General features: G+C 45.1%; 9 protein-coding genes and 1 pseudogene. 4 read left to right on the top strand and 6 right to left on the bottom strand.

Annotated features, from left to right (window positions below; genetic code table 11):
• Positions 1-43: 43 nt before the first annotated feature.
• Positions 44-690, bottom strand: a pseudogene (locus tag FEF09_RS23775) (YoaK family protein).
• 183 nt (positions 691-873) lie between these two features.
• On the opposite strand from FEF09_RS23775, the gene FEF09_RS23770 reads away from it, so the two are divergent.
• The 4 genes from FEF09_RS23770 (at position 874) to FEF09_RS23755 (ending at position 6,569) form a co-directional block, all read left to right on the top strand.
• Positions 874-3,297, top strand: a complete 2,424-nt coding sequence (locus tag FEF09_RS23770; protein WP_186774492.1) for a PAS domain-containing protein — start codon at positions 874-876, stop codon at positions 3,295-3,297.
• 56 nt (positions 3,298-3,353) lie between these two features.
• Positions 3,354-4,595: a multidrug effflux MFS transporter gene (locus tag FEF09_RS23765; RefSeq protein ID WP_315898186.1), complete on the top strand. Its 1,242-nt coding sequence runs from the start codon at positions 3,354-3,356 to the stop codon at positions 4,593-4,595.
• Positions 4,596-4,683: 88 nt separating this feature from the next.
• Entirely contained in the window at positions 4,684-5,439 is a 756-nt protein-coding gene (locus FEF09_RS23760) for a hypothetical protein (protein WP_146307414.1), read from the top strand.
• Between the two features lie 68 nt (positions 5,440-5,507).
• Positions 5,508-6,569, top strand: a complete 1,062-nt coding sequence (locus FEF09_RS23755) for an ATP-grasp domain-containing protein (RefSeq protein ID WP_146307413.1) — start codon at positions 5,508-5,510, stop codon at positions 6,567-6,569.
• A gap of 1 nt (position 6,570) precedes the next feature.
• On the opposite strand, the gene FEF09_RS23750 is transcribed toward FEF09_RS23755, so the two are convergent.
• From FEF09_RS23750 to FEF09_RS23730, 5 genes are all read right to left on the bottom strand, one after another.
• Complete coding sequence (locus FEF09_RS23750) at positions 6,571-6,927, bottom strand: hypothetical protein (protein ID WP_146307412.1); 357 nt, start codon at positions 6,925-6,927, stop codon at positions 6,571-6,573.
• A gap of 167 nt (positions 6,928-7,094) precedes the next feature.
• Positions 7,095-7,391: a hypothetical protein gene (locus tag FEF09_RS23745; RefSeq protein WP_146307411.1), complete on the bottom strand. Its 297-nt coding sequence runs from the start codon at positions 7,389-7,391 to the stop codon at positions 7,095-7,097.
• Between the two features lie 26 nt (positions 7,392-7,417).
• Positions 7,418-7,903, bottom strand: a complete 486-nt coding sequence (locus FEF09_RS23740) for a hypothetical protein (protein ID WP_146307410.1) — start codon at positions 7,901-7,903, stop codon at positions 7,418-7,420.
• 507 nt (positions 7,904-8,410) lie between these two features.
• On the bottom strand, positions 8,411-9,856 hold the full coding sequence (locus FEF09_RS23735) for a sigma-54-dependent transcriptional regulator (RefSeq protein ID WP_146307409.1): 1,446 nt from the start codon (positions 9,854-9,856) through the stop codon (positions 8,411-8,413).
• Between the two features lie 24 nt (positions 9,857-9,880).
• Positions 9,881-11,911, bottom strand: a complete 2,031-nt coding sequence (locus FEF09_RS23730) for a sensor histidine kinase (protein ID WP_186774491.1) — start codon at positions 11,909-11,911, stop codon at positions 9,881-9,883.
• Positions 11,912-12,376 lie beyond the last annotated feature (465 nt).

Here is a 12,376-nt window from a genome sequence, read left to right as displayed (position 1 = left end):
AGTTACCAATCTGAGATACACAACTGACCGCAGCTGCAGATCGTTATTTGAAGCTTTTCAACATCCGGTGAAGGATAACCGGATACACATCATACAACAGTATCGTTATCAATACCAGCGGGATGATAAAAAAAGTAACCATACCGATCATACTGAACAACAATCCTCCCAATATCCCCCCTAAAATGAAGAAGCCTATCACCGTCAGACGGATATAGATCTTTTCCTTCAATGCACGCGTCGTCTCCGCGTGCGGATGCACCAATTCAGACAATTCAGACGCCAGATCAGTCACCATACCTGTCAGGTGAGAAGTCTTGATCAATCCTCCGGAAATACGGGATACCAATCCATTCTGGAGCCCCATACAAAATAACACAGCACCGGTAGTCGCTTCCCGTTGGAACTCACTACCGCTATATACATCATTTCCATAAACTGCCACACCCAACAGAATCACGATCTCCAATACGATCGGCATCCCGTGTGCAAAATAAGTGCTCTTGTAATCGAAAGACCGGACAATAAAATTGGAGACAAAAGCCCCGAAAAGAACATGAACAACCAATAAGCCACCGTATACACTTCCTCCATATTCTGTTCTGTAAGCTTTCCCGCCAGCGTCGCCACATGGCCCGTAATATTGGATACAAAAGAAAGAAAAGCCAGTACACCCACCACATTTGTCATTCCCGCCACCGAGGCCGTTGATGAGGCCAGCATCAGATTTTTTTTAAGGCTTCGTTGCCCGGGTATTTCACGTAACATATAAAAATTCGGGGTTTGATATTGTTGATGATCAAGACAAGAGTAATGCCAGTATTTTTCCATTATCTTTATTTCAAGAACACGTCAAGCCACGTTCCTGATACTATGAGCAGCACCGTAAATGAGCAGACATCCCTTCATCAGCATGACGAACACCGCGAACAATCCGGGGAGACGCTCCGGCTAGAAGCACTACTGCAACATCAGACAGATGTTATGGAAATGCTTGCAGCAGGCATCCCTTTACAGGAGATACTTACGCACATTATTACCTGGATGCAACAGTCTGACGGGGAAATGATCGCGACTATTTCACTGGTGGGACAAGCCTCCGCTCATCCGGGTACTGTGTGCTGCACTACCCCGCTGACAGGAAAACAAGGAAATGCCCTCGGAAGTTTTGAAATCAGTTATAAATCCGGACGTCAGCCAACTCCCGCAGAACTGCATTTTATCCGGCTCGTCGCCCGCACAATTGTGATGGTGATCGAATATTCGCAGCGCACAACACCCACTGCAATACAAATGCCCCAGTCCCGTCCTGTCACACAGGAATCTGCTGCTGAACGGGAAAACTTTTACCAGCTGCTCATGGATACACCGGCAGTCATTGCCGTGCTCAGCGGTCCTCAACACGTGTATATACTGGCAAATAAGCTGTATATGGAAACGATCGGTATAGAACGCAGTATCGTGGGTAAACCGATCCGGGAAGCGCTACCCGAACTGGCAGATCAGGGTATCTTCGAACTACTGGATGATGTATATCGCACAGGACAACCCTTCATCGGCCACGAAATAGAAGTAGGCCTCGACCGTAAAGGCACCGGTGTACGGGAACCCATATTCTTCAATTTTATTTATCAGCCTATCCGCGATGCAGAAGGCAAGGTCATACAGATATTGGTACACGCTATCGATGTCACATCTTCTGTTATGCAGCGCAGGAAAGCAGAACAAAGCGAACAGCAGTTCAAAAGCTTTGTCGCCCATTCCCCGACGCCTATCGGTATATATGTTGGCAGGGAATTACGGATCCGCACCGTCAACGATGCCATCCTGCAAGCATGGGAAAAAGATGCATCTGTAATTGGCAAAACCTTCCGGGAAGCTGTACCCGAACTGGAAGGACAACCATTCTTCGATATCCTTGACAAAGTATACGAAACCGGCGAAACATACGAAGCCATAGAGGAAAAAGTGATGCTGATGCGGGATGGCGTACTGTCACCCACTTACTACAATTTTACCTATAAGGCCCTCCGGGATGAACAGGGTGAGATCTATGCGGTCATGAACACCGCTATGGAAGTCACTGAACAGGTAAAAGCCCGGCAGCTGCTCGCAGAAGCAGAAGAAAACCTGCGGAATGCCATAGAAGTAGCCAAACTGGGTGACTGGAAAATAAATCTGCAGACCGGAGAAGCCGTACTCGCTGAACGCATACAGGCATGGTTTGGCGCCTCACCGGGTGAAACCATCACCCTTGAAGAAGCCACCGCCTGTATCACAGATCCGTCTATTCTGACTGCTGCTTTTCAACGTGCAATACAACCCGGGTCTGACAGGATTATCAATGTAGAATATGAGCTGACGAACTTCCGGACAGGTGAGAAACGCATCATGCATACTTCCGGAAAAATCTTCCTCGACGATGCCAGTCAACCCCATATGGCGATAGGTATCACGCAGGATGTCACCGAACAGCGGCAACGCCAGCAGGAACTGGAAAGGCTGGTCAATGAAAGAACCCGCGCACTCAGTATTGCCAATATAGAATTGCAGGAAGCTAATAAAACCCTTGAAAAGGTCAATAATAACCTCGAGCAGTATGCCTATGTGACCAGTCATGACCTGCAGGAACCACTGAGAAAGATCAAAATATTCTCCGATATCCTTCAGAACAGAACCGATCATACAGCCGATATCTTCACCCGTAAATACCTGAATAAGATAGACGCGTCCGTCAACAGAATGACAGCCCTCATCAATGATCTGCTGAACTTCTCCCGACTGGACAAAGCAGAAAATACTTTTGTCCTCACTGATCTCAATCTTATCATAGAAGAAGTAAAAGAAGATTTTGAACTTGCCATTAAAGAAAAAAAGGTAATTTTGACTGTCTCGCCCCTGCAGCAGATAGCCGCCGTACCGCTACAAATACGGCAACTCTTTTTCAACCTCATCGGTAACGCTATCAAATTCTCCCGGCAGGACGTTACTCCGACAATCAATATCAGCGGCCATCCTGTTACCGCAACAGCAATTTCCACGCATCCACAGTTGAATCCATCATGGAACTGGTATGAAATCATCGTCAGAGATAATGGCATCGGTTTCGAACAACGCTATGCGGAAAAGATCTTTACCATATTTCAACGATTACATACCCGCGACGTTTACGCCGGTACCGGCATCGGTCTCGCACTTTGCGAAAAAGTGGTCAGCAACCACCACGGAAAGATCTTCGCCACCAGCATCGTCAATGAGGGCACCAGCTTCCACATCCTTATTCCTATCATGCGATAGGGAAATTGGGATTTCCCGATATGTTTAAATAGCTTTGCACACTCAAATACTGATTAATGGAAGCAACAATGCCAGCCCGGCAGTATTGGTCCCTGATTTTAATTCTGGGAACAATGACCGCCTTAGGGCCATTCTCAATAGATATGTATCTGTCCGGATATCAGGCCATAGCAGAAGATCTGCATGTGCCTACAGAACGTATCGGATTATCACTCGCCAGTTACTTTATCGGTATCTCTGCGGGACAATTACTATATGGTCCCCTGCTGGACCGTTTTGGCAGAAAGAAACCTCTTTATGCCGGACTGATCGTCTACCTGATCGCATCCGCAGGATGTATTGCAGCCAGATCTTTGGAGTCTTTTGTACTCCTCCGCTTTATTCAGGCCATCGGCAGCTGCGCAGCGGCTGTAGCCTCTGTAGCAATGGTACGCGATCTGTTCCCGATAAAAGACAGTGCGAAAGTTTTTGCATTACTCATGTTGGTAGTAGGTGCCTCTCCTATGCTGGCTCCTACCATTGGAGGGTATATTACAGCTGCGTGGAACTGGCAGGCCATCTTTATCGTACTCGGTGGAATGGGATTATTGCTGATGATCGCCTGTTTTGCCTTTCTGCCTGAAAGTCACCAGCCAGATACCTCCATGTCATTGAAACCGGGTCCTATCATTAATGGATTCTGGGCCGTAATGCGGGAACCACAATTCTATACCTATGCACTGACCGGCGCATTTGCATTCTCCGGCCTGTTTGTATACGTATCGTCTTCTCCGGTGGTATTTATGAATATCTTCCATGTGTCTGAAACACATTTTGGCTGGATCTTCGCCGGTTTGTCTGTCGGTTTTATCGGCTCCAGTCAGCTGAACAGTCTGACCTTACGCTATTTCCGCAGTGAGCAGATCATCCGTATTGCGCTCATCGGACAGGCAATCATCGGTATCATCTTCTTTGCGGGTAGTTACTTTGGATGGTTCGGGCTGACGTCAACAATTATCATGTTGTTCTTATATCTGAGCTGTCTGGGATTTGCCAATCCGAATGCTTCTGCACTGAGTATCGCGCCGTTTAAAAAGAACGCAGGTACAGCTGCTGCGCTGATGGGGGCATTGCAGATGGGTATCGGCGGACTGGCATCTACAGTAGCCAGTTTGTTCCATGCAACGTCGCCCGTTCCGATGACCATGCTGATGGCAGCAACAGCATTGATATCTGTCGGAATATTATTTCTGGGTGGACTGCGTATCACCAATCCCGTTTTCCTGCATGATGGCGGTGATACGGTAGTACTCCACTAAGCACTCCGTACATAAAAAACAGGACTATACATGAACGGCCATGATCATATGGCCGTTCTTTTTTATCTTAGCCCCAGCCATATATCCTATGAAAAAGTCTTTATTATTCCTGCTTGTCATATTCAGCTTTCAGTGTAACCGTCACTCTGCCAACAAGAACTTCGATCTGAAAATCAATGTTGATATTGGTAGCTATAAATACACCAGCCATCCCGTTACTGAGGAGGAATTTCACGTGCTGAAGCAAAACATGGCCAAAAGCTGGGAACAGGAACCCGTGAGAACCGACGGCGCTCATATTCCCGAAGGGGAAAAAGAAATCGCCAACCTTATGCCAGCCAGATATAACATACAGGAATATATCAGGATCGTAAATGAAATGGAGACCTTCCGGAAAGAACTTGTACCACCGGGCGATTATCTGAAAAAGACAGCTCCCACGCAAGAAATTGCCATTCTGGAACATAATAGGGTATTTGCCCCATTACTCAAAGAGTGTGTCGGTGAACCTGTGAACTACAGCGATCTTATTATGACATCCATGAAGGACATTCTGGCGGATAATCACCTTAAACTGGAAGTCTGCTATGGCTTTAAACAGCTGTCCACATTTGAGATCAAGTATACGGTCTATGCTAAACTGAACAACATACTACATACAATTACCTTTTCCAATACCAACGGCTGTATGCCCGACAACCACGCCATTTACCTCCTGCTGAATAAGGTACTGATGAGTACCGAGATGAAGGAAAGACTGGTTAAATACGGCGATCATAACAGTCTTGTGTTTGTACAACCGGCCCGTTATGAGCGACTGGGCAGAAGACTCACACAACCATAGTTACCCGGGGCTTCACTGCTGTGAGGAGATTGTATTTTTCTTTACATTCACGTTTTAAACAGTTGACCATGTCAGTAACCGGTACCCCAGTAGCGCTGCTTTATCAGGCGCAGCAACCACCCGCCAGGAACGGCATTTTAAAACCTATGAAGCCCGGAGGTTATTCAGACAGCGGAGCAGATATAGCCTATGCACTGCGTGAAAGACAGGTACCAGTCAGCACGCCCGTGATCCACCCTCAGCTAATGATCGATCTTGACTGGGTATTTCCTGATACGGAAGCGGGTATACTCCACGCACTCGCTAAAGGTGCTCAGGTGTTGTGGTTAAATACCATCCTGTATAACGGTCACCCGGTAGAAGCATTTCTGAAAAAAGGGATCGCTGCCGTCGGCCAGCTTCCCCGTAATACAGACCTCTATGATGACAAATGGACAACCAATAAACTCTTACAGAAAAACAACCTTCCCATTCCGCCAGCCATTCTGATTAACAAAGACAATCTGCATGATTACCAGCTGAATTTCCCTTTTCCGGTAGTAGCCAAACCTATCCGGGGCAGAGGAAGCGATGGTGTACAGGTCGTGGATACACCTGATCATCTGCAGATGGTACTTGAAGAGATGTTTGCGGAAGACAAATACGGGACAGCAGTATACGTGGAAAAGTTTCTTCCGGGCAAAGAAGTGACTATTACAGTCATGCCTCCGGGTAAGTATGTGATAAAGGATATCTGTCAGGAGAAGATCAATTATTGGAGTCTGCCACCGGTGGAGCGATTCAATCACCACGATGGTGTTGCGCCGTATAATGGCACGGTGGCTGTTGTAAATAACAGCAAAGTGTTAGACGATGCACAATTGCAATCGCCTGCTATCATTACTTTATGTAAACAATGTGAATCTGCGGCGGCTTTAGTCGGAGCAAAGGCTCCTGTGAGAATTGACTGCCGGCAGGATGAACAAGGACGTTATTTCCTGTTTGACCTGAATATGAAGCCGAATATGACCGGTGCTTCCCGTCCACATAGAATGGATCAGGATAGCCTGTCCGCAGTAGCAGCCCGTAAAATAGGCTGGACCTTTGCGGATCTGCTGGAGAATATGCTACGCCAGCAATGGCGGATGTAGTTTAACGGGCTGCACTTAGCACCTGCTGTTCCTGTGGCATATTAACAACGTTAGACGTTCGCAGCTTCCTGTATAAACTTACTAAATCCTGTAACGCCAGCTCCTTGATATTTTTAAAGCACTGTTCATGCGCCTCTTTGGTCGTTTCCAGTATATGATAATAGTTCCGCACGTTGCGAAAAGTCGACAATAACAACTTGGAAGTCATTATATCTTTTTCTCCCCGTTGATTAGCCAGATGTCTGGACGTCAATAAGGTACCGGTATTCATTAATACCATCCTTAATTCAAACAGACTAGCGGTATTTTTATACGGCATAGTCTCCAATTGCGCTCTTATCTGTAGTAATTCGTACATACTATATATATCGGATAAAAGTAATTTCAAATACTGCACCAATACACAGTCATGTACTATTATTTCAAATAAATGGTAATTCAATTTAACTATTTGTTAAAATAGTATTACCACAAGCGAACCCGTCTTCGCCACAGCTGTCTACAAATCACCACGTAGCGGGGAGGCTATCTGATTTTTAGTTTCTCCAGCATTTCTTCACTCAGAGTATCGGCAGACGGACCATAAGCAGTCACCAACACGCCCTTTATACCATCAGCTGATTCTATTGCATACACTGCCGCTTCATCAGAAGGATCGGTATCGCCTTCATAACGGTACACATCGACTATATTAAATTCACTGAGAGCGATCTTGTCTCCTCCATTCACGAGGTAATTACCTTCGAGGTTAAAATCAACCGTAAATCCCTGACTCTTCAAAGTGTTGATGGCATTGGCAACAGTATCATAGTGGTGTTCCATAAATTTCTATTTTGAGTGAATGAAAACTAGCTTATCCTGCCGCGGCCTCTTTTCCAGTCAGTACGTATTTTCTGAAGCTTTACCAGGTATGCCGACAGTAGTATCAGTTCAAGTCCGAGAGGGGCAAAAATGTGTGCCGGACCAAAATAATTATAGATCATTACGAAGACGCAAACCAAAATCCCTACCCATCCGTCTGCAAGACCTATATCCACCGCCCATTCCTTTTCGGTGAGCAGTCCGAATGAAGCAACTCCTTTCAGTATAAACAGCATGGTAATGACCAGCATAAGGAAAGAGGTACGATCCGTACTTTGTAATCCATACAACGCTACCTGTATATCAGTCTCCATCAGAAACATGTATGGATAAATGAAGACGCCAAAGATGCCGGCCACGACAAAAATCGCACTGAAAAACTTCAGCCACCATGTCAGCAAGTCTTTTCTGCGGGGAACCATTAATTCTTCCAGATCATTCAACTGGTCAGCTATGATTGACTTGTCTTTCATTGTCGGAGGGATTGTGGGTTATGTAGCAAATATACGAACTGCATCCCTTCGGCCCTTACGAAAAAAAGGACCGTTCCTGGAGAGAAACGGCCATTAACAATCAAGCTCCACTGTATGAATAAAAGGAAGGATATACTTTTTAATATCTTCAGCACTTCACTTCTAGTTAGCAGTCCATAGTCGATAGACTATAGTTCATAGCAAAACACGGGTCTGTTTTTGTCCTGTCTTTTAACTATGTCCGATTAAGCTTTTATTCGTTCTATGTGCGTTGTGCCATCTGAACTATTGCCTATCGTCTACAGACTGCTCCCTATCCCTTATAAGCTAATAATTGCCGACTATCTTCACTTAAAACCATGCTGCTGTTTCTTCGGTTATTCTGCTTATTAAATCCTCTCTGTTGTTTCTTTTTATTGCTTGCTGAATCTGATACAAAGCTACTTACACAGCGCCCGAAAGTCAATTGCCTAATCAACTCTTCTGTTGTACTTTTTATGGAGAACTTTATAATGTATGTCTTTTTACAATACCCAGTTTTTTCATCTTCGATGCAAGCGTTGATGGCGGCAGATTCAATAGTTCTGCGGCTCCGCCGGGACCAGATATCTTATGATTACACTTTTTCAGTACGGTAAGTATGTGTTCTCTTTCTAATTCCACAATTGTTTTAATATCTGTTTCGGTAGACACAACGCTTGTTTCTTTCTTTACACTCACCGGTAGGATGACTTCTCTGATAATGTTTTCGCGTGACAGCAATACACTTCTTTCAATAAGATTCTGCAATTCGCGTACATTACCCGGCCATGCATATTCCGTCAGTTGTTTTAATGCAGCAGGAGCGATATCGGATACAGCTTTACCTGTTGCAGCTGCATATAAGCGGATAAAGTGAGCGATCAGCAAAGGAATATCATCACGACGCTCACGCAATGCAGACAGCATGATGGGAAATACGTGCAGCCTGTAATAAAGATCCAGTCTGAAACGTCCTTCTGCAATCTCCTTTTCCAGATTACGGTTAGTCGCTGCAATGATGCGCACATTCACTTTTATCGGGCCATTACCTCCTATTCTTTCAATTTCTTTTTCCTGTAAAACACGTAATAATTTCACCTGCAGATCAGCTGGCATATCACCTATCTCATCAAGGAAGATTGTACCTCCGTCTGCACGTTCAAACTTACCGATCCTCTTTTCCAATGCACCGGTGAAAGCGCCCTTCTCATGACCGAACAATTCAGACTCTATCAGATGTGTAGGCAATGCTGCACAATTGACCTTGACGAACGGCCTGGACTTGCGGGGAGAGAGATGATGGATACAATTTGCTACACCTTCTTTACCAGTACCTGTTTCGCCTAATACCAATACAGAAGTATCCAGAGGAGCCACCTGACGAATCAGTTCGAAAACGCGTTGCATCGGGATGCTGCTACCAATAATACCTTCAAAATTAGGAATAGGAGGAAGTGCGTCTTTCTTTACTTCCGGTATTGGTTGTTGCTGTACGGGTAATGGAGGCAGACGCAGATCATCTGATTGCGATACAACGCCGGGTTTTACTTTTAATACACGGTGATGCTCGTACCGGTAACGGGCAATATCCAGCGTTACCAGCAGGTCTTTTTCCCTGAATGGTTTTACGATAAAACCATAAGGCTGTGTTACTTTCGCGGCTTCCAGCACCTGTCTGTTACAGTTCGCAGAAAGATACACGAAAGGTATATTATGTTTATTCAGCTCTACAGCCAGGTCAATACCTGTCTGATCGCCTTTCAGATAGATATCCAGCAATACGAGATCAGGTCTTTCTACATCAATAATCTCCAATGCCCTGTGTACAGAGCGTGCCACGCCTGATACTTTATATCCCGCTCTCTCCAGCGTTAATCGTATATCACCTGCTACAATCAGTTCGTCTTCTACGATCATGATTTTTTCTTCCATACTACGCAGTTTTATTTACTAATTTCAGTAAGCCGGAATTGTCTCCCTATTGTGTTGTGGTTTAAATATCAGCACGACGCTTACGCCGTCTTTGTTTGTCACGGATAGATTGCCTTCCAGTTGTTCTGTCAGGGTTTCCATTAATATAATTCCCATAGATGCCCGTTTACGTATCCCGAAATCAGCCGGCAGTCCTGTACCATTATCCTTCACAGAGAGCAGCAGATAATTTTCCGCTACATAGTTGAGCACTACGGTAATGACCCCTTCCTGCCCTTCAGGAAAAGCGTACTTGCATGCATTTGTGATGGCTTCGTTCAGGATCAGGCCGATAGGTACCGCCTGATATACTTCCAGATATACGTTCGCGAGATGCAAATCAAATGAAATCTGTTGTAATCCATTAAAACTGTCGCTAAAATATGCAACAAGTTCCCGGATATATATATCCATATCCAGTTCTGCCGCATTCTCTTCCTGATACAGTTTCTGATGAATCAGTGAGACTGCCTGCATGCGATGCCGGCTTTCCCGGATAGCTGCTCTTGCTGACTGATCATCTACATTGGCTGCCTGCGTATTCAGCAGGCGTACAATGATCTGCAGATTGTCTTTCGCCCGGTGATGGATTTCCCGGATCAGCCACTCTTTTTCTGCTACCAGCTTTCGTTGACGACTGACCAATACACTCAGCGACTGATGCTGCTGACTGATTTCCTGTTGCTGCAAAGTTAAGTCACGATTGATACGTTGTTTCAACTGATAACGGTTATATCCCAATACCAGCATCAGTACCAGCATAGCCGTACCTCCGATGATGATATTTCCTTCAAAGCGGGCACGTTCCAATGCTGACTTTTGAAGTAGTCCTTCTCTTGTCAGCAGCTGAATGCTCTTTTCCTTCAATTGCAGATCATGATCCTTACGTTCGGCCTCATATTGCATTTGCAGTTGTGCGATCTGATGACTCTTTTCTTCTCCATAGAGAGAATCCTGCAGCAATTTATATTGCTGATAATAGTCAATGGCAGCCGGGAAGTTACCTAGTGCAGAATCCGCCCGGAAAAGATACGCGTAATCATTCAACAGTTCATAAGCATATCCACCACGCCGGCAATATTCCTCGTAGGCACGCGCATAATGTCGCAGATGTGCATAATCTCCTATAGCCTGATAATAGTTCAACAATGCTACATATACGACGTCCTGAATATAATTGTAGCGATCAAACTTACCTGATAAGTTCAGCAGCTTTTTCACATACACATTTGCTTCCCCATACCGCCCCAGACTGACATTGTTGATACACAGACCTGCAGCGAAAGTGATCCTGTCTTCATCGTAACTAAGCGGATATCTTTTCTCTGTGGATGTCAGCATACTGATCGCCAGTCCGGGCCGCCCCAAATGCCAGTAGGTACTCGCTATGTTAGGCACCAATGTCAATATGGAAGTAGTATCCTGCCACTTATATGCAACACCCAATGATTTTTTAAAATATATCAGCGCCTTATTGTACTCCGCCAGATGATATAAAGTCAATCCCAGTCTGTTGTAAATGGTACATAACTGCAGACTGGAATCCTGTTGCGCTTCGGCTGTCCGGACGGCCAGAAACCCATATTTCAATGCTACATCATAATGTGCCTTTTGCCCATTTACATTTCCTAAAAGATCATAGATACCCTGTAAAGCGGTATATCCTATTTCCTTATAGATAGCCAGTGCCTGTAACAATTCGGCTTCAGCCGGTACGAGTGAGCCCTGATGATTATGGCAGTCCCCCAGAATCTGTAATGCATCTGCTTCTTTCCGGCGATTAAGCGCCTTCCGGTACAGCCGGACTGCCTGCTCATAACAGGCGATACGCTGCGCCAGTTCTTTTTCCGAATAGATGCTATAGTCCAATGCTACTTTCATCCAGACATCTGCTATGCCCTCGGGAACAGGATATTGCACTGTTACTGGCAGGGAAAATGGCAACAAGGGATTTTGTTGTGCGGATGCATAATCCGTCCAGATGCAAAACAGTACACAACAGCACCAGAGTAGCATTTTCCGGCAGAAATTTATATGGTCCCCATTCGTGTCAGGCATAGTCTGAGATTTCCTTCTCCTGTGCTCCCGGTATGGTAAAAGCTTGTTTCTTCTGATATTTAAAGTTGACTGTAAATATTACACCGATCCAGCTCTCTATGTTCAATATCTTCTGCAAATGTTCCCATGAAGTGTGCATCAAGTCCACCTCTTCGCCGTCCAAAAGCCGTATATTGCTTTGCGCTATATGTGGCAATAGGTATCCTGGAAGGCAATCGGAAAGCGACCATAGCCTATTCATAGATAAATATTTTTAATACTCTCTTTTATCTGAGGTTTTACTTTTAATGTTGTTTTCTTATTATGCTTTGTTACGCTAAGGATCGGTTTGTCAGCAATTGTTATTTCTCAATAAATGGCTAGTTGGCTTAATTGTATGATTGACAGCTGAAAATACAACATTTTTTCAAGACTATATAGACC

This window comes from Chitinophaga pinensis (genome assembly GCF_007896845.1).
Taxonomy (GTDB): domain Bacteria; phylum Bacteroidota; class Bacteroidia; order Chitinophagales; family Chitinophagaceae; genus Chitinophaga; species Chitinophaga pinensis_C.
Note: the sequence above shows the minus strand (reverse complement) of the source record. Positions and strands in the feature narration are given on the sequence as shown.

What these genes read in the sequence shown, in the direction of transcription:
- FEF09_RS23730 (WP_186774491.1), bottom strand. Translation starts at nt 11,911, where the DNA reads ATGCTACTCTGGTGCTGTTGTGTACTGTTTTGCATCTGGACGGATTAT.
- FEF09_RS23740 (WP_146307410.1), bottom strand. Translation starts at nt 7,903, where the DNA reads ATGAAAGACAAGTCAATCATAGCTGACCAGTTGAATGATCTGGAAGAA.
- FEF09_RS23765 (WP_315898186.1), top strand. Translation starts at nt 3,354, where the DNA reads ATGGAAGCAACAATGCCAGCCCGGCAGTATTGGTCCCTGATTTTAATT.
- FEF09_RS23735 (WP_146307409.1), bottom strand. Translation starts at nt 9,856, where the DNA reads ATGGAAGAAAAAATCATGATCGTAGAAGACGAACTGATTGTAGCAGGT.
- FEF09_RS23770 (WP_186774492.1), top strand. Translation starts at nt 874, where the DNA reads ATGAGCAGCACCGTAAATGAGCAGACATCCCTTCATCAGCATGACGAA.
- FEF09_RS23750 (WP_146307412.1), bottom strand. Translation starts at nt 6,927, where the DNA reads ATGTACGAATTACTACAGATAAGAGCGCAATTGGAGACTATGCCGTAT.
- FEF09_RS23745 (WP_146307411.1), bottom strand. Translation starts at nt 7,391, where the DNA reads ATGGAACACCACTATGATACTGTTGCCAATGCCATCAACACTTTGAAG.
- FEF09_RS23755 (WP_146307413.1), top strand. Translation starts at nt 5,508, where the DNA reads ATGTCAGTAACCGGTACCCCAGTAGCGCTGCTTTATCAGGCGCAGCAA.
- FEF09_RS23760 (WP_146307414.1), top strand. Translation starts at nt 4,684, where the DNA reads ATGAAAAAGTCTTTATTATTCCTGCTTGTCATATTCAGCTTTCAGTGT.